Raw genomic sequence first — 17596 nt, 5'->3', positions numbered from 1 at the left:
GGCGTAAGCCGTTGGTGGTCAGCGGCCGTTGATGGCCGACCAGATTTGCCCGCCCGGCTTGAGGTCGCGGGCGATCTGCTCGGCGGCGCCCTGACGGGCAGAGCCGGCGTAGGCGCGGGCAACGTTCTGGGCGTTGGTGTCGGTGCCTGAGCCCTGGCCGTCGGCAACGTTGATGGTTTGCTGGATCACCACCTGGTTGCTGCTGGTGCTGCCTGACTGACCGCCGCCCAGTGCGCGCACACCGAGGGAGCCGTCGGAGCCACGGCTCAGAGGCATGATGGCTTCGGGGCCGGCTTCGCCGAAGAGGGCCATGGGGGCCAGGGTTGGGCCTGAGGCGACGGAATTGGTGAAGGTGCCGCCGTTGGCGAAGGCTTGAACACCGTAGTTCCAGGCGCTCCCTTTCGCGTTGTAATGAATACCCGCCGTGTTGAGCTGGGGGTTAAAGGTGTAGCTGTTAGCACCGACACTGGTGGTTGTCGGAGCGGGCGTGCTGCTGCCCAACCAGGCGCCCACTGCCGAACTGGCCAGCCCGAACAACGAACTCAGCGCACTGGATGCCGCGGTCTTCGCCGCCATCGTGGCCATGTCCTTGAGAACCGAGGTAGCAAAATCTGAGAAGTTGAATTTCCCCGTGGTCGCGAACGTCAGAACAGCCTGGTCCATCTTTTCGAAAGCACTGCTAAACACTGCCTTCGACTGCTCGGCCGCCGTGCCTGCCTTGGTCGAATACTCTTCGAATGCGCTGCTCGCCCCCTGGCGCCAGTCATCAAGCAACTGCGTCATTTCGGCGAAGTTGCTCTTTACCTGCCGGGTCTTTGCGTCGTCCAGAAATGCCATCGCCGCGTCGTCACCCGAAGGCGTCGGTACAGCCTCTGCGTACGGCCCACCCACTGGAAACTTCAGCCCCGCCCGCTCGGTGTAACTGGACTGCGCATCCAGCGCGCCAACAAAATCATTCTGCGCACCCTGACTCTGCTTGAGCACTTGCACCAGTTGCGCATTTTTCTGGATAAATTTTTCCGCCGCATCCGTGGCCGGGTCATAGGCCCTTTGAAAGCCCTTGAACTGACCGGACGTGACCTGTAGCGCAGCTGCAGCAGAGGCGCTGACCTTTTTACTGGCGTCCTCGATCTTCTGCTGCATCTCGCGCATGCTGTTTTCGGTAATCCGCGACGCCTTCGCCAGGGCCTGCTCCAGGCTGCCGAGGTTGAGCGTCAGATTACCCTGGGAAGCAGTTGCCATAGGTTTCTCCGGGTCATGGATAAAACCCGTCGAAACGGGTTTCAAGGAAAGTGGCGTCGTCCTTAACGCCACTCGTTCATCGCACGTTCAAGCGACACACCCCGGCGCAGCTCGTGGGGCATGAAGTCAATCATCTCGGCCGTGCCGCCGCCCAGCCGGTGGGTCTGCAGCGCCACCAACGCGCTGCCCGCCTCCAGCCGCCTACCGGCGTGCAGGGAGCCATATCGGTCGATATAGCGTCCCCAGGCCAGGGCTTCGTGGTAGGTCATGCGTTCCTTGGCTTCGGCGATCGTGCGGCCGCCCACTCCGTTCAGCACCAGTTCGTGCCAGAACTCATCGGCGGCCGTCAGCTCTTTGCGCCACCACCCTGGGTGCCATTGACCTCATTGACTGCATTGAGGATCACAAACCCCAATGACGGCTCAAGACCGAACGCATCGTCGTAACTCAGGGCTTCATCACCCTCGGCCCCCAATGACACTGAGGCGGCGAGGTAGCTGGCGTTGCGGCTCTGTGCCGACTCGCCCTGGCTGAACAGACGTTCGATCACACCGAACGACTGGCGACGGATGTGCACCGTGAAGGTGTCAGTCACTTGCTTGCCGGTTTTGCTGTCCAGGTGCGTCCAGCTGATGTCTTTCTTCACCGGCTGGGCATCGACGATGCCGCCCTTGGCTTTCAGTTGTTTGAGGTTCATGGCGTCTCTCAGACTTTCTTGATCCAGGCGCTGGCGCCGGTGCGTTGGATGGTGACGGTGGTGGTCACGACTGCGTTCAGTGCGAAGTTGAACGGGAAGTCCGAGACGTAGCCGTCGAATGTGAACCAGGTGCGGGTTGCCGGCAGCTCAAAGCCATCGCCCTTGGCGTTGACGGTTGGCAGCACGTCCTTGCCGTCGGACCAGCCCACCGCCCACTTCACGCCGGTATCGCCCTTGGCCTCGGAGAGCTGGTGCAGGCGGATATGGCTGGCGTTGGTCGGGTCGGCGTTCAGGCCCAGGCTCGCCGTGCCAGGGGTACGCAAACCTTTCTTGTAGCTGCGCTCTTCGGCATTGAGGCTGGTGTCTTCAATCTGCTCGGCCGGGGCACCGCCCGGTTCGAACGAAGTGGCGTGCTCGACTTCCAGCACGGTGTAGGGCCCGGTGCCGGAGACCGGCGGGACGAGGGCAAAAATCTGGGTACCTTGGGTAAGAATCGACATCGAATGTTCTCCATGAACAATAAAAAACCCGCGAAGGCGGGCTGTGGGGTGCAACGGCTGTGTTGCTGCGTGCAAGGCAGGTCGAGACGGGATCAGGGGGCCGGTTTGCCATCCAGATAAGGCGGCGCATTCGGGTCCGGCTCTCGGCTCTTGATCAGGTCGACCAACGCCTGGTTGCTCTGGGCCAACAGTCGAATGGCCGCGTTGAGCGCCACCTGGCCATCGGTCTGGGTTTGCAGGGCGGCGATCAAGCGGTTGATCGCGGCCAATTCTTCGTCGTTCATAGGCATCTTGGTTCCTGTATCGCTTCAGGTCGGTAATGGGGAGCTTCAACGGCGCGCAGTAGTGACGATCAAGACGCCAGTCCACTGGCCATGATCGAGCTGCGATATCCCGTCGCCGGGTCGCCAACGTGGGTCACTTGAGTAATCGACCAGCGCCCCTGCATATACGAAGGCCAGGTTTCATCCAGCACCAGCAAGCCTTCGGCAGCGAGCAAAGGGTTACCGGGGCAATCGATCTGCAGCTTCAAACCTTCACGGCCCACCCGGCGCAGTTCGCCTTCGGCCACGGCGCGGGCTTCGGCTTCGTTCTGGCAGCGCTGGCGCAAGGTCTTGAACGGGGCAATCCCGACCTGGACCATGCGCTGCTTGCCAGCCCCGGAATCCCACCAGCTGACGCGGCTGCCCATGTACTTGGAGCGCGATTTTTCGTCGAGCTTGGCGGTGATAAAGGCCTGGTCTCCCGGGCGGTTGTCGTGTGTCACAGACAGCTTCACTTCGGGCAGCAACTGGCCGGTAAGGGACTTGGCCTGCCCCGCTTCGGCCAGCACGTAAAGCTCGTTAAACGGCTTGGTGACCGCGTTGTAACGCTTGGCCAGGCGGGTGATGAAGGCCATGTCGCTTTCGTTGGACTGGTCGATGTGCGCAATCGCAATGCCGTCCAGTGTCGGTGCCACTCGCGGTGAAAAACCATGGCGGCTGACCACTTGGCGAAACAATGCCCCCAAGGTAGTCGGCCCATGGCTGGCAGAGCGGCGCTGGCGATAGCCGCTTTTATCCGCCTCGCTGAAGGGCGCGGCGGTCGCCACGATCATCAGGCGCATCGGAAACAACACTGGGGTGCGTTGGGTGACAACAAACTCGCCTTTTTCCACCAAGCCGGTTTCCTGGTAACCGACGCGCAGGCCAATCTTGCCACTGAGGCTGGGCAAGCCCTCCAACCCTTCTATATTAAGGGTCAGTTCCAGGCGGTCAGTCTGGATACCCGCGGCGTCGGTGTGGCTCCAGTGCATCAGGCGTTGATTGAGCAGCGCCGCGTTGGCGCCGTAGAACTCTACGATCGGGGTAAATCCCTGTGCCATGCAGCCTCCTTAATCCCAGGCCAGAACGGGCCGTACAGCAGCCGGCCGGGCTTGCATCTCAGGCACGACCACCCATACGCCTGCCGGCAGTACCGGGCCGTATTCAGCCAGTTCAGGGTTCAAGCGCCAGAGGGTTTCTTCCGCCGCGTCATCGCAACGCCCCAGTTCGCGGTAGAGCAGCAGGTTGACCGAATCACCGGCAATACTTCGCACTCTACGCATTGACGTACTCCTCCAGCTCAAGGGTCCAGGTCATGACCATGGCAGTGCCGTCATCGATCACATTGCTTTGGGCTTCCACCACCGAATTGATCCGCCACAGGCCCCAGTTACGGCCGATACCGTCGACCAGCGGCAACGGCGCCCGCGCATTTTGCAGAGCGCGCAATTCGTCCAGGCGCTGCATGCCAACGGCGTACATGGCCGTGCCGCTGAAGGTGAGTTTTTCCAGCTTCTGGCCGCTCTGACGCGACTGCGGCTTGCTGGCAATAATCGCCAGGTCACTCCAGCCGCCGTCGCTGTTGCGGGCCAGTGTGGAATAGGCGAACCCTCGGGATAACCCAAAAATAAAGTCGCCCAGCACCATTTGTTGTCGCATCAATCACCTCCTGAAGGATCGGCCAGTGCCGCGTTGCGCCGGATGCCCAGGGAATCGGTGACCATCGGCACGCATTGAAATTGCAGGGCCTGGATCACCTGATTGACCACTTGCTGGGCGTCCGCCGGATTAACGCCGGTGATCTGGATGCTCGGTGAGAGCGTGACCTGGACGTTGTCCGTTCGCGCGCTGTTGAGCTCTTTACTCAGCGCGTTCGGCGCAGGTAGACGATCGCCTGAACCGAACAACTTGTCCCCAAGCCAGCTGCCGGCTTCGCTGCCGAGCAAGCCACCGATGGCGCCACCGACTGCGGTGCCAATGCCAGGGAAAACCAGCGTGCCGAGCGCGGCGCCGGCGGATGCTCCCGCCCAGGCGCCGCCAGCAGTGCTAAGGCCAGCACCAACGGCCTTGGCGTCGCCATTGCGTACGCCCTGGATCACATCCACGGCGGTGTCGACATACTTCAGCGGGCCAAGGCGACGTACGGCGGACGATTCAAGCTTTGCGAGCGTCCCCGACAGTCCAGGGGCCAAACCCTTGGGCCCACCCTGTGCTGCGACTCGGTCTGCCGAAGCGGCTGCGTAAGAGGTCAATGAGTTGCCGGAAATACTGCGTGTAGTCTCGCTCACCCGTTTGCTGTCGAACGCTAGCTGCGGCTGGCCCATGATATTGACTGGCGGCGCAGCAGGGGCTGGCGTGACAGTAGGCTGCGATTTGAGATCCGTCCGCCTTCTGACCTCTGGGATTTTGACCTCGCGCGATTTTATTTGACGGGCCTTGTTACGCTTGCCGCGCGGCCTCCTGGGATTATCTTTGGGGCGTGCCTTCTCTTCTTTCCTGGCGGTCTCACCGACACTCTCTGGCAACTGTGCGGCAGCGCTATCAAGCGGGCCGCGAATCTGCGCAGGCAGTGCTCCCGTGCAGCAACAGTCCTTGCCTTTTTCAGCGCCCTTGCCGTTATCGTCCTTGAGCCACTTGGCACCCTTCGGATACCTGGCAGCCACCGCATCAATCGCCTTGCCTGAAAGACGGTCTTTGGCTTTATCCCACAAACCGGTGAACACTTCCTTGCCGACGAACTTGACGGCATCCGTGGCCAGTTCAACACTTTTTTCCCCCCAGGACGGGGTAGCAGACGCAGGCTTGTCCTGCTTGCTTTCTGCGACTCCCGCGCGGACCTCTGCCGTCTTGGTTGCCAGGGAATTGGCGCTAATGAACAGCGTGCTGGTGAGCGTTTCCAGCGATTCGCGCAACCGAATTTGCTCTTGGGCCAGAGCGTTGATGTCCACACTGACGGTGATCAGCGCCGAGGTCAGCTCCGGCAGTGGTTGCGGCTGGGGTTGGAGTTGCGGTTGCGGTTGCGGTTGCGGCTGCGGCTGCGGCAACAATAACGGCGCCGACTGTGGTACCGATTCAAGGCTGACAGGCGCGGCGAGGTCTGCGGAAAACGGCGCCAGCACATTGCCCAGGTCCGCATCGCCAAGCAGCCAACGCTTGTCCTCCTGGACGAGCCTGGTCCCAAATTGAGTTTCTTGCATCCCGCTTACTCCTGTTTAACGCCAAGGCGAGTGATCGCAATGTCGTAGCGGCGCAATGCTTTTCCGGCGTCCCAGTCGAGGATCTCCGCCTCATTGACCGAGTAGATCAGCGGCACCACATCGAGGATTACTTCGATGTCGCGCTGCGAAAGAAGTCCGCCGGTTGATTTAAAAAATCGTCGATACGCTCCTGCAGTTCCGTCCAGTCGGGCACGGTCAAACCGGCCAGGTCAGGGATCATCAGGCCGGTGCAATGGGCGGTGATGAATTCGGCGCGCTCTTTGTTGGTGGCGAGCTTTTTCATCACCTTGGTGGCGCGCAGGGCAGGCATTTCCAGCGGCAGTTCGGTCAGGGTTCGGCCGGCTGCATTTAGGGGCAATAGCAACTGGACGGGTTGGTCCTGGGGTGTCACTTCATCCGCATTCAGGAAGAACGACGTCGGGCGCGTCGACATCTCGTGTACGTACTGGGCAATGCTCACGTAATCAGGGCGCTTGAGCTGGTCGAGCTCTTTTTCCGACAGGCCAGTGGCGAGTTTCGCCAGTTCGAAAAACTGATCGTCCTCGTCATCACCGGCCCGGGCCAGCGCGTCTTTTTGCGCGGCGTAGAACAACGGTTTTAGCTGAACCTGCTGGATCGTCGCGCCGGTGTCGGCGGTGATCGGAGCCAGCAGGATATGCAACGGTGGCATCCAGGCCATGGGGCAATTCCTTGTAGAGCGGTATTGAAAAGCACGGGAATCCCAATCTGAGCGCGGTCTCTGTGGGAGCTGGCTTGCCTGCGATAGCATCAACTCGGTGCTCCAGACGCACCGAGTCGCCTGCATCGCGGGCAAGCCCGGCTCCCACATTGACCGTGCCCGCTTCGATTGCAGTTATCCTTACGGCATCAGCACGGCGCGGCGCGCATCGCCCAGAATGTCGACGCCGTTGAGCACGAACTTCTGGGTGCGCACGTCGATGTCGATCACCGAAACGCCATTTTCCAGACGGTTGTAGGTGCGGCAGGACAGTTCCAATGTAGTGGTAGCCTTGTCGCCCATTTTCAGCTTCGCCTCCTCCAGGGATTTGAGCTTGCCGCCGACGGTGTGGTAGGTGAAGTAGGTCTTGCCGTCCTGGTCCTGGCCGGCTTCACGCACGTTCAGCAGGATGTCGTCGCCCATGCGCACGCCCAGGGCCAGCATGATTTCCGGACCGGCACCTTGCAGCACCAGCTTGGCATTGAGCACCTTGCCGCTCTTGGCCATTTCCTCGGCGATAAAGCGACCGCCGGACATGGGCTCCATGTCGAACTCGATCTTTGGCGGGGTGAACTCTTCCACGGTTGCGGACAACGGCAGGCCTTGAAGGGTGGCCGCAATGGCCTGTCTGACTCGGTTTGTAAACATTAGAGAACATCCTCCAGGAACTGCTCGATGATTTCATCGCGGGCGTTGAGTTGATAAACCATGTGTTCGTTAGGCGCGTAGCGGCCGTAGTCGATAACGATGAACCAGGTGCCGTTCTTGTACTTCTCGACGCTGTTCAGTTCCGGGTGCAGGTACACGCTGCCGCCGGGGATGGTTTCGTCGGCCACCAGGGTTTGCAGCCAGTCGTTGATGCGCTTGACCTCCTGGTCCATGAAGGACTTGGTGAGGTTCTTGGCCATGGCTTTCTGGCCGGCCTTGACCAGCTTGCGGCTGATGGCATCTTCCAGGCCGACGTAGCTGATGAACTTGCCGGTGATGGAGCGGTTACCCAGCAATGAAAAACCGCCGAGGATGGTGCGGGCGTAGTAGCTCACGCCATGGCGGTTGAGCAGGTCGCCTTCGGTGGAGGTGTCGAGGATGTTGTACTCGACCACGCGGGAAACGTCCTCAGCGAAGGTCACCTGGTTGCCCGGGCTTTCCCACTGTTTGACCTTGGCCAGTGCGGCGATGGCCAACGAGGATGGCGACAGGAACACGTTTTTCTTCGCAGCCTTGGAGTACACCGAAGGCATGTTGTGCACCAGCAGGCAACGGTCGAAACCGAGGTCGGCACCGCCCAGCTCGCCGCTGTAGGTCACTTGATCGGCCACCGAAGCGTCCTTGCCATCCAGTACCACACGCGCCTTGATGCGCTTGCCGAAAGAGGCAAACTCACCGGCCACGGCCTTGGTGCCGGTAAAGCCTGGGGCGCCGATGATGGTCAGGTCTTCAGGCACGCTGCTCAGGGCAGCCAGGCCCAGCTTGCGGCCGGTGACCGGGTCATTGCCACCGATCACATTGTTGATCGTATCGGCCGGGGTGGCGCCTTCTTCGACGATGACCACATAGACCGGCACCTTGACCACTTTGAGGATCTGATACACCGCCTGGAACAAGGTGCCCGACTCGGTGCCCGTAGGGTCCAGCAGCGCCTGGGTGGTGAAGCTGTTGATACGAAACGGGGCGTTTTTCGGGATCGATACGTGGGCATTCGGCGCAGTGCCGACCAGGCCAATCACGTTATCGCCAAGGCCACCCATGGCCTCGGGAGATTCGGTGGCATTCACAGTGATGCCGTTGTGCTCGAAGTTCAAAACCTCAGCCATGATTATTCAGCCTTCTTGGGGGTGGAGTTGAGGACGCTGGACAGTTCCAGGCGGCCAGCGGTGCGCAAGGCGGATGCTTCGACGTCCAGCAGTTCCAGTTCTTCGCCGGCGATGGACCAATGGCCGTTACCGATGGGGAATGGGATGAGGACGGTGTAGGTTTGGCGGGTGGGCATGGGTGAAAAATCTCCGGGTGGAAAATGCAAAAGCCCCTGTTGAGGAGGGGCTTTGGAGGAGGCGAAAAAAAACCGCTTTCGCGGTTATCAGTTATTTCAGGAAATCTGGTTTGGATGGCCAGAGCACTGCATCAGGGTTTTCTCCCTGATCTGGAATATCACGCAGTTTTTGACGATACTCAGCGAACAAGAGCTTATGGGTGTCGAGCATCGGATAGTCTGGCATTGCTGCATAATCACTCGCCGACAAGTCTTGATCCCTTGCCTTACGAATCATTTCCCACTTGATAATCGGATGAAGTTCAGCAGGTATAAATAGTGGTTTCATATTCTCTCCTCAGCCTAGGGCCAACATCGTTCCCCAATCACCTGGGTTGGTTACAACGCCTGTGCATGCCCCTGCGAGCATCACCTCAACAACGCCAGTTGACGAGGTGCGCATCGGGTGCAGATGGTAATAAGTTCCAAACAGCTCTGTAGGAGAAATAACACTGGAGCACCAGCGCCATTTGCCTTTTTCAACGCCATTACTCCATGCTCCAGACACGTTACCCTCCAAAAGACGTACGAAGGCACCAACGGTAAGGTAGGAGTTCTGCGGTACTGCACCAGAGCCATTCGCGAGCGCCATATCGACAGTGTAAGGGAACGCGAGCCAAGGACTAGCGTCTGACACCGACCACTTCATTTGCCACAGATGTACCAACGTGCGCCAATAGTCGCTGGCCCTGATTTCAAAATTTGGATATTGCTCACGCACATCTGCCTGCACCTGAAGCAAGAAATCCACATCAGCTTGCGGGCGTCCGGCCGCTTGAGAGGCAGTGGTGATAGTTCGCAGCTTAGTCGGCGTCACTTCAGCGTGAATCCCCCAATTTTCAATCAGTGTTCCATCGGCATTCGGGGACAAATTGAAGTTCTTGGTGACCGCCAATCTTGGGAGTCTATTTTTCAACTCCGACAATTGAGCGTCGTACGCCTGGCGGGCATCGACTATCGCCTTGTCAATTTCTCCGACTTTTCCGGTAATGACGTTAGTCAAGTTATTTGCCGCGCTTACAACGGCAGCAAGTTGCTGTTCGGTACTCAAATGAATGCTCCTAAACGCCTGGATAGCGTCATGTAAAATAAATTGAAAACGTTCTATTTTCTTTCGACTTCCATCACTCGAAATAGAACCCCTACACCGCGTGCCATATTGTCTATGCTCGCAGCTGATAAGGCCGCAATTTCATCAGTCAATAGCACATTCAAATTGTCGCTACCCACCACAATCGTCACGCTATCCGTCGGCAACGGCGAAACATCCAACGTAAACTTCTGCAGCACCCGAGCCGCCGCCGCCTTATACGTCAGCAACTTCCCCGCCACGGAATACACCGCCAGCAAAGTCCCGCTTGCGAGGTAAAAACCGAACTCGCCAATCTCATATTCGCCGTCGCCATCAAACAGCGCGGCCATCCTGAGTTGGCGCTCGCCCAGGTCTTCGTAATCGACGATGGCCACCCGTTGTCGCTCGTCACGCAAGGCCACTTCTGTGCCGTCGGGGTTGTAGCGGCCGGTGCCGGCGCCGATGTGGGTGATTTCGCCTTTGAGGCCCTGGTTCTTTGCCTGCAGCACTTCATCCAAACCTTTGGAAGTGAAGCGCACCAGGCGCGTGATTTCATCTGTCATGGCTGCGCCCTGAGGTCGTAGTCGTTAATGGTGTAGTGCTGGGCAACCCCGGCACTGTTAAGCCGAGCAACCAGCGCCCATTCCGGCAACGCGCCGTTTAGATAAAACTCGCCGTCGCTTAAAGGGGCGTCGAGCACTTGCGTGAACGCAAGCTGACCTTCGGTTTCATGCACGATGGTGATCGTCGCCTGATCGCGCTCACTCTTGGCCGCATTGATACGCCGGATCAGCCGGTTGTGATCACCGCTGGACCAACTGCGCCCGATGATCGCCTGTACGTCGAAGGTGTAAGGCACACCCAAGGGACGCTGCTGATACCAGGCGCTGATGTTGGGAGTGAAGCCCAATGACTCCACCGCATGACTCAGCGCCTTGGGCGTACCAGCCTGGCGCTGGATCTGCCAGGACAAGGCCACGGTCAGGCGCTTTTCGGCCTCGCTGGCCTCGGCATCCCATTCGCTGACGCCGCGGTCGGCGGCCAGGTACGGGAGGAATTCGCTGGGGGTTTGAAGTGGGTTCATCAGCGCTGGAAACGGCGGCGTGACGCGCTCAAGCAATGTGCCGAAGCCCAGGTCCAGGGCCTTTTCCAGCGGTGAACTGTTGGCCGGCAACAGACTCGCGTTGGGTTCACTCATAGCGTGCGCACCTCCACCTCGACACCCGTGCAATACGGGGCCTGGAACGCGGTGCTGACAATCGGCGCCAGCGGTTCCAGGATCTGCAGTTGCGCAGCACCCGCGCTATGAATGGCGTAGTCGATCCAGCTGGGGTCGACCCGCCCTTCCAGGCGATGGCAGGACTCTGCGTAGTCTTGCAGCAGCTTCTGCGCCGCCACTTGGGTCAGCCCCGAGTCCGGGCCAGCGTTGATCTTGGCCACCACGCGAATTTTGTAGGGTTGAATCTGTGCGCCTTGGACGCTGACAAGATCGGTTTCGGGCCTTACATCCGGCCGTGCGAAATGTCGACGCACACCGTCAAGCAAGTCCGCAGACGGCGTGCCGTCGCCCTCGCGGGAAAGCACAGTGACCATGACTTCACCCGGTGCGGTGCGTCGGGCGTTGCCGTCCTTGACCTGGGCTGCATAACCATCTGGATCGAAGGTGTAGGTGACCGTCACCACACCCGGCGTCGCGCTTTGCACTTTCACCGCCGGGCGCTCGCCAAGGGTGAACACTTCGCGGCGATACTGCATCCGCGAGCCCGCTGCCGGGGCGTGGGGGGCCAGGTAGTAACGCAGGCGAGCGTCGTCGTCGCTTTCCAGGGTGGGCGGCACGGGCGGGAACGCCGCCGAGTCGCCAGGGTCGAGCACTTGGCGCTCCAGGCCCATATCGGCCAGGCGCGCATCCAGGTTGCTGCCGGTGGCCCACCACGCCAGCATCTGCTTGATGCGGGCGTTGTATTTACGCTCGTGGGTTTGCAGACGCACGCAAAACGCTTCCAGGGCCAGGGTCAGCAGTTCGCTTTCGTTGTCGAGGCTGGCCCTGAGTTTGGCCGCACTTTGCGGCGCGCGGGTGGCGACGTAGTCGATGACAAACGTCTTGAACTCGGCCAGCAACGGTTCGAACTCATCCACCTTGATGATGGTCGGTTCCGCCAGTTGGTTCTGGCCGGGGATCAACATGCTCATGTCACGACCTCGAAGGATTGTTGGCGGTTTTTCCAGGTGCCGGCAAACCGCAGCAACAGGCCGGCGCCTTGGCGAGTGGCGACGATGACCTGGGGGTCAAAATCGCTGATGCCGTTATGGGTGTTGTAGAACGCCTGGGCGGCATGGCTCTGGGCGAGAATCAGCAGGTCGTCGCCGAGGTTTTGCCCGAGCAACTGCGGGATCAGCGAGCCATACAACGGACGCTTTTGCCGGGTGCCCACGGGGGTGGTCAGCGCTCGGGTGGCGCGCTGCACAAATTGCAGCCAGTCATCGACGGCTGCGCCGGTGTTCCTCTCGATTCCGAGCATGGGATGTCCTTATCGGGGGCTGATGACGCGTCCTTGATGGTCCACTACCGGGCCGCTGAAGTGAGCTCCGCCAACATCCAGCAACAGGCTGGTGCCGCCGATTTGCAAAGTGATGCTCTGGGCATTCATGGTCAGGCTGGCGGCGCCGACTTTAATGTCGACCTGTTCACGGGAGCCGCTGACGGTGGTTGGGCCGTTGACCCAGTTGAAGGTATGGCTGGCGTCGTCGTAGTCGCTTTGGGTGCCGTCGTGATGGCGACGCCGGGTCAGCGTCGCAACGCTGGAGACCGGCGGAAAGCGATCACTGTTGAGGCCGAACAGCGCCACTGACTGCACGCCGCCCTCCCCGCCACCGTAGTTAAGCAACAGGCATTGCTCGCCCACCGTTGGAATGCGGGTTTCCGTTTGCGCACCGGCGCTGGGGTTGAAAAAGCGGATCGCCGGGGTCAGCAAATCACCGTGGCTGACCTTGCAGGTGTTGCTGGCCGCGTCGACCTGCTGGCAAATGCCAATCCGGCAGAAGCTTTCAGCGCGGCGGTAAAGGTCTTCGAGTTGGGTCTCCATCTCTGCCAGGCGTTCGACGATCGGTCCCAATTGCATGCGTAACAGCGCGTCGAACATGGGCTACTCTGCCAGTGGTTTGTATTGGGCTGGATCGTCGATGTTGGAGACGTCCCAGGTGCAGGCAAACAGCGGCTGGCCTGTAGGATCTTCAAGTAACGGCGGCCCCAGATAGAGGGTTTGAGTAAACGAAACTGTCCAGGTGTCGTAGTCCGCATCAAGGGTGCTGCGCACAGCCGGAGCGGCGACGATATTTGCGGGCAAATCGCACTGTGCCTGGGGCAGGTCCCAACGGTTATCCAGCACAAGATCCATGAGTTGGCTGGCCAGGTCGCAGGCATCGAACGGCAATGCCCCGGGGGCGACCATGGCCCTGAGTGAAATGCTCAGCACGTGAGCCTTGCGCCCTTCGCGAGAGCGAATGCCCGGGCCATTGCCTTCGACTGTGACCTGCACACCGGTTTTTTCAGTGTCGTCCTGGAAGTCCTGATGACTGCCGACCTTGAGGTCCGGGAAAGCTGCATGCAGCGCAGCGCCCACGGCCTGGGGCAGTTGGGATGGCTTTTCGATAAGCGTCATTTTATGTAGCGTCCTTGCAACGATTACTGCGGGTCCTGGCGGGAGCCTTGGTTGATCCCGATGCGCTTGGCCGCCCACCGCTCATAAAGGCCGATAGCCACGTCGGCACCGGCCATGGCGGTCAGGCAACCAATGGCGCCGGCGGTCCAGATCGACATCCCCGCTGCGTAGCACAGCATCAGAGCCGAAACCCCGCAGACCATGCACGCCCCGGAACGCAGGGCCAGGCGTCGAATCAGCGACCAACCGCGAGCCCCTTCCTTATCGGCCCGCCACATCTCGCCGGATACGCCGCCGATCACGGCCAGTACGATGACCAGCCAGATAGGCATTTCCGCTAACGCTTGCTGTTCATTTGTCATGTCACGCCTCCTGGCTGAGCATTTAATAATCCATATTTCATTTACAGATGCTTCGATAGGTAGGCATTCCAAAAAGCCCGGTTGCCCGGGCTTTTCAGTAATGCGGTCCTCGGACTTTCGGCGCTACTGGCGCGGTACGGTCCTTTCCTCGATGTTTTTCCGACCACGATCCCTGTCTGCCGGATAACTGCTTCTGGTGCTTTACGCTGCACACCCGGGTCAGTTGCCAACCCTCTGAACCGTCAAGGCCGGTTCATCGCTGCCTGTTTTTGAAGCGTTGAAACTAAAGAGCGTCGGCATCCTTGCCGGTGTTGCCTGGCATCCCTGCCATCGCTTCGATGGCGTCCTTGCCGATGTTGCGTGCCTTCCTTGTCTTCCTTGGCAGCATCCTTGCCGCCTCCACCAGGCCTTGTTGGCTGGCTTGAGGTGAAGAATATGCATGTATGCATATACAGTCAATGCATCAATGCATTTATTTTTGCTATGGAAATGCACGAATGCATTTGAGGCCTTGCCAGCATGGGGTTTGCCGGTTTTTTCGGGGCGAAAAAAAACCCGCTCATAGGCGGGTTTCGTCTTACGCGAGGGGGTTAGCGGGCGTACATGCCCCACCAGAAAACATGACCGAGGATGCTGATCTGCTCATCCTGTATATCCTGGAAGCTGTAGTCCTCATCCGGATGCTCATCACGATTGAAACTGCGCAGGCGAATCCCGGAAGGCAGGCGGTAGAGCTGTTTAACTCGCAGCTGGCCGTTGTGATTGATGGCATACAGATCACCATCGACGATATCGCCAATGCCGCTTTTACCGGCGTTCACGCCAACCGTGGCACCGTCGCGCAATACCGGCAACATGCTGTTGCCGCGTACCGTCACGCACTTGGCCTGGTCGAACTGCACGCCGTTGTGCCGCAGACTGCGCTTGCCGAACCGCAGGCTGGCCTTCTCGCTTTCCTCGATGACGAATCTTCCTGATCCAGCAGCCAATTCAACCTCGCGCAGAAAAGGGATCGACACCTCGTCATCATTGACGGGGGTGTCATCGTCCCACAGGCTTATGTCCTTGAGTTCCGAATGCATCGGGTCGCGCCCGTCATCGCGCAAGGCTCCAACCGCAGCGCGCCCGCGCAGTTGGTCGGTGCTCACGCGAAAATACTCGGCGATACGGGAGATGTGTTTATCCGACGGATCAACGATCTTGCCGCTGAGGATCCGGGACAGTGTGGATTGAGGCACGCCGGTGCGCCGATGAAGCTCCGTGGGGGAGATCCGGTCGCGATCCAGCAGCTCTCTTAAGACGATAGAAACATTGCGTTTTTGCATAACGCGGATAGTGACGGGAGTTTTTGAGGTTGGCAAATGCTAATTTGCATATATCTACATAAAACGGATGTATTAAGTGACGTTTCGGCCAGTAAAGGAGCTGGACTCGCGTGATAGTCTCTACCTCACCACCGAAACAGATGGGGATGTTTGATTGAAGAGACCGCATTTCCCGAAGCAGGCAGGATGACACCGGCAGAGATTGATATTTCAGAAGAAGCACTGCGCTTTGCCCGCTCAAATAAAAAATCAATTGCCAAACGGCTGACAGACAAAGCTATCTATCCATCAGAAGAGTCACCGGTGTCCGTCTTCATGGCAGGATCACCCGGAGCAGGAAAAACCGAGGCCTCAATCGCTCTCGTGAACCTGTTCGCCGACACCCCCATCCTAAAGATCGACCCCGATGAGCTTCGCAAGGAGTTTGCCGCGTATCAGGGGGCGAACTCGTGGCTGTTTCAACAAGGCGTATCTATTTTGGTCGAAAAAATCGTCGACCTCGCATTGGATCAACGACAATCCTTCCTGCTCGATGGCACCTTTTCGAATCTAGAAATAGCTAGAAGCAATGTGGAACGCTCATTGAGAAAGGGCAGATCGTACAGATCTTGTACGTGTATCAAAACCCCATGCTTGCTTGGGATTTCGGCCGATCTAGCGGCTAAGCTCGGGCCACCATCAGGAGCGCGTTGATGATATCGATCAAGCTGGGCTTGTCCAAAGGTGCAAAAAGCTCCTTTGCCGACTTTATCCGTGACGCAAAATCCGAGCAGAAAAAGCGCGTCTACAGTGAGGTTCTGACTGAAGCGACCAAGCAGCAGAATCTCGTGATGATGAAGGCAGAAGCGAAAAGAGCTTGATTGCACACCGCCTTTCGAAGCCCGGCCCTGTGCCGGGCTTTTTATTGGGTTAATTTGCGTTTTACCTAGCCGTTTGCGACCTGCGAAGGGCCGACCTCGCGTGTTAACCTTGCCGCCATCGCAAAAAATGCTGGGCCAAGCGCCCCCTTTGCCCCATCACTTTCAACGAATTTGCCTACTACCCAATGAGTAAAAACACTTCAGACCTGTCCTCCCACACCCCGATGATGCAGCAGTATGGGCTTGAGTAGCCTAAAGACTACGTGTTCATTGGCTTCCAACCAATCACTGTCTAAAACTAATGAGAAAGGAAGTGCGTGGGAGGGCCTGTAAAACCGGGATAGCCCGACCTAGTATTAGACAGCTTTCTTGCCATATTACGCCACATATCCAACGGGCAAAATTATGGCAAGAATCGATGCAGCGCCAAATCCGACTTTTGTATTTGGCGCAGCTCGGGCGCCGAAACCAACTATGAAAAGGAGGATCTGTATATGGTAGACAAAAGGCCATTTAGAAAAAACCCAGGCGTCGTCCCAGTTGATTTAGATACTGTCAAGGCCACATGCATCTACTGCGGCTTCAAAAATGATATTAACTGGGTTGAGGATTTACTTTTCCCAAAGGAGCCAATTGAATTATCCGACGCTTCAGGGCACTGGGTACCTGTCTCATTCCCAATAACATGCTTAGATTGCAAAAAAGACTTTCATTTCAACACCCCAATCAAAGAGAAAGAGAGCACTTGGAATTTATTCGGAGACGAGGCAGCAAGAATAATAACCCGCAATGGCAAACAGATTAGCTTCTTTTGCATATCACTGGTCGGACTGCACAAGGACAAGCACGATATCGCTAAAAACAAAATTCAAAAGCTAAAACTAGTTGCACGTCCAGATGTGGCACCAGAGCTTTGGCCCCACCACTTCACTCAAATTTGGAGTGATAGCGGAGAAGATAGAGTTTTTAGCTTCAGCAGTGTTCAAGAAAAAATATTTTACGGCCAAAAACTCTCGAAGCTAATTAAAAACCTAAAGCCGCACCTTTCAACATTTAACTTTTCAAACGCGATAATTTTACCAGAAAACAAAAAAGACCGAGCCTCTGCGTTAAAACATCAAAAGCAAGACATCTACAAACAGGCATTACTTACCACGCTATCAATATTCAGAGAAAATAACAAGGGCATAAGATGGACGTTTGACAACATTAAAGACACAACAGACGGAACGAAAAAAGAGGGATGGGCTGACGAGTGCTTTTTAGGACTCCAGTACACTCGACTTTTCACTTATTTGTGCGCAGGAATTGCAGTCCATCCTCCAAAGTTTGTTCAACCCGGAAGTCATTTCCTCTTAGAAATAGCTGACTTCATAAGTTTCTGCATGGCTCGTGAGTTTCAGCGAGTATCAGAGGGAAAAAACTCCGAAATACCATCTGGACTCATGGGCAAGATGATTAATCAGATGGTAGAAGTCAACGGCAACCCGTTCTGGTTTAACGAGTTGGGTTCGATTTCAATTAGGAGGTATTTCCAGTAGAGCTTTATACAGATATAAAACTACCTCACGCAATTAACGCCAGTACTTTCAGTGCATATTTGTGTACCACG

At 57.9% G+C, this 17596-nt stretch carries 25 protein-coding genes and 1 pseudogene; 3 read left to right on the top strand and 23 right to left on the bottom strand.

Features of this window, described 5'->3' with window-relative positions:
• Positions 1-18 precede the first annotated feature (18 nt).
• The 23 genes from PSEBG33_RS20795 to PSEBG33_RS20905 all read right to left on the bottom strand — a co-directional run bounded on the left by PSEBG33_RS20795 (position 19) and on the right by PSEBG33_RS20905 (position 15124).
• On the bottom strand, positions 19-1242 hold the full coding sequence (locus tag PSEBG33_RS20795) for a phage tail tape measure C-terminal domain-containing protein (protein ID WP_005785423.1): 1224 nt from the start codon (positions 1240-1242) through the stop codon (positions 19-21).
• A 62-nt stretch (positions 1243-1304) separates the two neighbouring features.
• Positions 1305-1559, bottom strand: a complete 255-nt coding sequence (locus tag PSEBG33_RS20800; RefSeq protein ID WP_032803291.1) for a hypothetical protein — start codon at positions 1557-1559, stop codon at positions 1305-1307.
• Between the two features lie 29 nt (positions 1560-1588).
• Positions 1589-1939, bottom strand: coding sequence for a phage tail assembly chaperone family protein, TAC (locus tag PSEBG33_RS20805; protein ID WP_005785418.1), 351 nt, complete (start codon positions 1937-1939; stop codon positions 1589-1591).
• Positions 1940-1947: 8 nt separating this feature from the next.
• Complete coding sequence (locus PSEBG33_RS20810) at positions 1948-2439, bottom strand: phage tail tube protein (protein ID WP_005785416.1); 492 nt, start codon at positions 2437-2439, stop codon at positions 1948-1950.
• A gap of 92 nt (positions 2440-2531) precedes the next feature.
• Positions 2532-2729: a hypothetical protein gene (locus PSEBG33_RS20815; RefSeq protein WP_228391189.1), complete on the bottom strand. Its 198-nt coding sequence runs from the start codon at positions 2727-2729 to the stop codon at positions 2532-2534.
• A gap of 62 nt (positions 2730-2791) precedes the next feature.
• Positions 2792-3802, bottom strand: coding sequence for a contractile injection system protein, VgrG/Pvc8 family (locus PSEBG33_RS20820; RefSeq protein WP_005785411.1), 1011 nt, complete (start codon positions 3800-3802; stop codon positions 2792-2794).
• A gap of 9 nt (positions 3803-3811) precedes the next feature.
• The gene (locus PSEBG33_RS20825; protein ID WP_005785409.1) at positions 3812-4024 is read right to left on the bottom strand and encodes a tail protein X; all 213 of its coding nucleotides are present in this window, start codon (positions 4022-4024) and stop codon (positions 3812-3814) included.
• Complete coding sequence (locus tag PSEBG33_RS20830) at positions 4017-4400, bottom strand: phage tail protein (RefSeq protein WP_005785407.1); 384 nt, start codon at positions 4398-4400, stop codon at positions 4017-4019. Before PSEBG33_RS20830 ends, PSEBG33_RS20825 begins: the two co-directional genes overlap by 8 nt.
• Positions 4400-5938 carry a hypothetical protein gene (locus PSEBG33_RS20835; protein WP_005785405.1) on the bottom strand — a complete coding sequence of 513 codons (1539 nt, stop codon included), beginning with the start codon at positions 5936-5938 and terminating at the stop codon, positions 4400-4402. Before PSEBG33_RS20835 ends, PSEBG33_RS20830 begins: the two co-directional genes overlap by 1 nt.
• Positions 5939-6065: 127 nt before the next feature.
• Positions 6066-6638 (bottom strand): phage tail assembly protein, encoded by a 573-nt coding sequence (locus tag PSEBG33_RS20845; RefSeq protein WP_005785403.1) that lies wholly within the window; start codon positions 6636-6638, stop codon positions 6066-6068.
• Between the two features lie 180 nt (positions 6639-6818).
• Positions 6819-7325 (bottom strand): phage major tail tube protein, encoded by a 507-nt coding sequence (locus PSEBG33_RS20850; RefSeq protein ID WP_005785401.1) that lies wholly within the window; start codon positions 7323-7325, stop codon positions 6819-6821.
• On the bottom strand, positions 7325-8491 hold the full coding sequence (locus tag PSEBG33_RS20855) for a hypothetical protein (RefSeq protein WP_005785399.1): 1167 nt from the start codon (positions 8489-8491) through the stop codon (positions 7325-7327). Before PSEBG33_RS20855 ends, PSEBG33_RS20850 begins: the two co-directional genes overlap by 1 nt.
• Before the next feature lie 2 nt (positions 8492-8493).
• Positions 8494-8667: a hypothetical protein gene (locus PSEBG33_RS29475; protein WP_005785398.1), complete on the bottom strand. Its 174-nt coding sequence runs from the start codon at positions 8665-8667 to the stop codon at positions 8494-8496.
• A 91-nt stretch (positions 8668-8758) separates the two neighbouring features.
• The gene (locus tag PSEBG33_RS28485) at positions 8759-8995 is read right to left on the bottom strand and encodes a tail fiber assembly protein (protein ID WP_005785396.1); all 237 of its coding nucleotides are present in this window, start codon (positions 8993-8995) and stop codon (positions 8759-8761) included.
• A gap of 9 nt (positions 8996-9004) precedes the next feature.
• Positions 9005-9757 (bottom strand): hypothetical protein, encoded by a 753-nt coding sequence (locus PSEBG33_RS20865; RefSeq protein ID WP_005785395.1) that lies wholly within the window; start codon positions 9755-9757, stop codon positions 9005-9007.
• Positions 9758-9810: 53 nt separating this feature from the next.
• Positions 9811-10341, bottom strand: coding sequence for a tail fiber protein (locus PSEBG33_RS20870; RefSeq protein ID WP_005785393.1), 531 nt, complete (start codon positions 10339-10341; stop codon positions 9811-9813).
• Positions 10338-10976 carry a phage tail protein I gene (locus PSEBG33_RS20875; protein WP_005785392.1) on the bottom strand — a complete coding sequence of 213 codons (639 nt, stop codon included), beginning with the start codon at positions 10974-10976 and terminating at the stop codon, positions 10338-10340. Before PSEBG33_RS20875 ends, PSEBG33_RS20870 begins: the two co-directional genes overlap by 4 nt.
• Positions 10973-11968 (bottom strand): baseplate J/gp47 family protein, encoded by a 996-nt coding sequence (locus PSEBG33_RS20880; protein WP_005785390.1) that lies wholly within the window; start codon positions 11966-11968, stop codon positions 10973-10975. Before PSEBG33_RS20880 ends, PSEBG33_RS20875 begins: the two co-directional genes overlap by 4 nt.
• Positions 11965-12297 (bottom strand): phage baseplate protein, encoded by a 333-nt coding sequence (locus PSEBG33_RS20885; protein WP_005785388.1) that lies wholly within the window; start codon positions 12295-12297, stop codon positions 11965-11967. The genes PSEBG33_RS20880 and PSEBG33_RS20885 overlap by 4 nt, the downstream gene beginning before the upstream one ends.
• Before the next feature lie 9 nt (positions 12298-12306).
• Complete coding sequence (locus tag PSEBG33_RS20890; RefSeq protein WP_005785387.1) at positions 12307-12918, bottom strand: phage baseplate assembly protein V; 612 nt, start codon at positions 12916-12918, stop codon at positions 12307-12309.
• A 3-nt stretch (positions 12919-12921) separates the two neighbouring features.
• On the bottom strand, positions 12922-13437 hold the full coding sequence (locus PSEBG33_RS20895) for a hypothetical protein (RefSeq protein WP_005785385.1): 516 nt from the start codon (positions 13435-13437) through the stop codon (positions 12922-12924).
• A 23-nt stretch (positions 13438-13460) separates the two neighbouring features.
• The gene (locus PSEBG33_RS20900; RefSeq protein WP_005785384.1) at positions 13461-13799 is read right to left on the bottom strand and encodes a phage holin family protein; all 339 of its coding nucleotides are present in this window, start codon (positions 13797-13799) and stop codon (positions 13461-13463) included.
• 590 nt (positions 13800-14389) lie between these two features.
• Complete coding sequence (locus PSEBG33_RS20905) at positions 14390-15124, bottom strand: LexA family transcriptional regulator (protein WP_005785382.1); 735 nt, start codon at positions 15122-15124, stop codon at positions 14390-14392.
• A 186-nt stretch (positions 15125-15310) separates the two neighbouring features.
• Between PSEBG33_RS20905 and PSEBG33_RS27900 the strand changes: the two are divergent.
• From PSEBG33_RS27900 to PSEBG33_RS20915, 3 genes and pseudogenes are all read left to right on the top strand, one after another.
• Positions 15311-15771 (top strand): annotated as a pseudogene (locus PSEBG33_RS27900) (zeta toxin family protein); the annotation flags it as partial.
• Positions 15772-15816: 45 nt separating this feature from the next.
• A complete protein-coding gene (locus PSEBG33_RS29470; protein ID WP_005785379.1) occupies positions 15817-15984 on the top strand; it encodes a hypothetical protein in 168 nt (55 codons plus the stop codon).
• 494 nt (positions 15985-16478) lie between these two features.
• The gene (locus tag PSEBG33_RS20915; protein ID WP_005785377.1) at positions 16479-17525 is read left to right on the top strand and encodes a hypothetical protein; all 1047 of its coding nucleotides are present in this window, start codon (positions 16479-16481) and stop codon (positions 17523-17525) included.
• The last annotated feature ends 71 nt before the right edge of the window (positions 17526-17596 follow it).

Source organism: Pseudomonas synxantha BG33R (assembly GCF_000263715.2).
GTDB classification, from domain to species: domain Bacteria; phylum Pseudomonadota; class Gammaproteobacteria; order Pseudomonadales; family Pseudomonadaceae; genus Aquipseudomonas; species Aquipseudomonas synxantha_A.
The sequence above is the reverse complement of the archived record's forward strand: the minus strand, read 5'-3'. Positions and strand labels throughout refer to the sequence as shown.

Bases quoted from the DNA above. Each gene is read 5' to 3' on its own strand.
- PSEBG33_RS20845 (WP_005785403.1), bottom strand. From the start codon at position 6,638: ATGGCCTGGATGCCACCGTTGCATATCCTGCTGGCTCCGATCACCGCC.
- PSEBG33_RS20870 (WP_005785393.1), bottom strand. From the start codon at position 10,341: ATGACAGATGAAATCACGCGCCTGGTGCGCTTCACTTCCAAAGGTTTG.
- PSEBG33_RS20830 (WP_005785407.1), bottom strand. From the start codon at position 4,400: ATGCGACAACAAATGGTGCTGGGCGACTTTATTTTTGGGTTATCCCGA.
- PSEBG33_RS20905 (WP_005785382.1), bottom strand. From the start codon at position 15,124: ATGCAAAAACGCAATGTTTCTATCGTCTTAAGAGAGCTGCTGGATCGC.
- PSEBG33_RS20880 (WP_005785390.1), bottom strand. From the start codon at position 11,968: ATGAGCATGTTGATCCCCGGCCAGAACCAACTGGCGGAACCGACCATC.
- PSEBG33_RS20875 (WP_005785392.1), bottom strand. From the start codon at position 10,976: ATGAGTGAACCCAACGCGAGTCTGTTGCCGGCCAACAGTTCACCGCTG.
- PSEBG33_RS20900 (WP_005785384.1), bottom strand. From the start codon at position 13,799: ATGACAAATGAACAGCAAGCGTTAGCGGAAATGCCTATCTGGCTGGTC.
- PSEBG33_RS20820 (WP_005785411.1), bottom strand. From the start codon at position 3,802: ATGGCACAGGGATTTACCCCGATCGTAGAGTTCTACGGCGCCAACGCG.
- PSEBG33_RS20915 (WP_005785377.1), top strand. From the start codon at position 16,479: ATGGTAGACAAAAGGCCATTTAGAAAAAACCCAGGCGTCGTCCCAGTT.
- PSEBG33_RS29475 (WP_005785398.1), bottom strand. From the start codon at position 8,667: ATGCCCACCCGCCAAACCTACACCGTCCTCATCCCATTCCCCATCGGT.
- PSEBG33_RS29470 (WP_005785379.1), top strand. From the start codon at position 15,817: ATGATATCGATCAAGCTGGGCTTGTCCAAAGGTGCAAAAAGCTCCTTT.
- PSEBG33_RS20795 (WP_005785423.1), bottom strand. From the start codon at position 1,242: ATGGCAACTGCTTCCCAGGGTAATCTGACGCTCAACCTCGGCAGCCTG.
- PSEBG33_RS20810 (WP_005785416.1), bottom strand. From the start codon at position 2,439: ATGTCGATTCTTACCCAAGGTACCCAGATTTTTGCCCTCGTCCCGCCG.
- PSEBG33_RS20815 (WP_228391189.1), bottom strand. From the start codon at position 2,729: ATGCCTATGAACGACGAAGAATTGGCCGCGATCAACCGCTTGATCGCC.
- PSEBG33_RS20890 (WP_005785387.1), bottom strand. From the start codon at position 12,918: ATGTTCGACGCGCTGTTACGCATGCAATTGGGACCGATCGTCGAACGC.
- PSEBG33_RS28485 (WP_005785396.1), bottom strand. From the start codon at position 8,995: ATGAAACCACTATTTATACCTGCTGAACTTCATCCGATTATCAAGTGG.
- PSEBG33_RS20835 (WP_005785405.1), bottom strand. From the start codon at position 5,938: ATGCAAGAAACTCAATTTGGGACCAGGCTCGTCCAGGAGGACAAGCGT.
- PSEBG33_RS20885 (WP_005785388.1), bottom strand. From the start codon at position 12,297: ATGCTCGGAATCGAGAGGAACACCGGCGCAGCCGTCGATGACTGGCTG.
- PSEBG33_RS20805 (WP_005785418.1), bottom strand. From the start codon at position 1,939: ATGAACCTCAAACAACTGAAAGCCAAGGGCGGCATCGTCGATGCCCAG.
- PSEBG33_RS20825 (WP_005785409.1), bottom strand. From the start codon at position 4,024: ATGCGTAGAGTGCGAAGTATTGCCGGTGATTCGGTCAACCTGCTGCTC.
- PSEBG33_RS20850 (WP_005785401.1), bottom strand. From the start codon at position 7,325: ATGTTTACAAACCGAGTCAGACAGGCCATTGCGGCCACCCTTCAAGGC.
- PSEBG33_RS20855 (WP_005785399.1), bottom strand. From the start codon at position 8,491: ATGGCTGAGGTTTTGAACTTCGAGCACAACGGCATCACTGTGAATGCC.
- PSEBG33_RS20895 (WP_005785385.1), bottom strand. From the start codon at position 13,437: ATGACGCTTATCGAAAAGCCATCCCAACTGCCCCAGGCCGTGGGCGCT.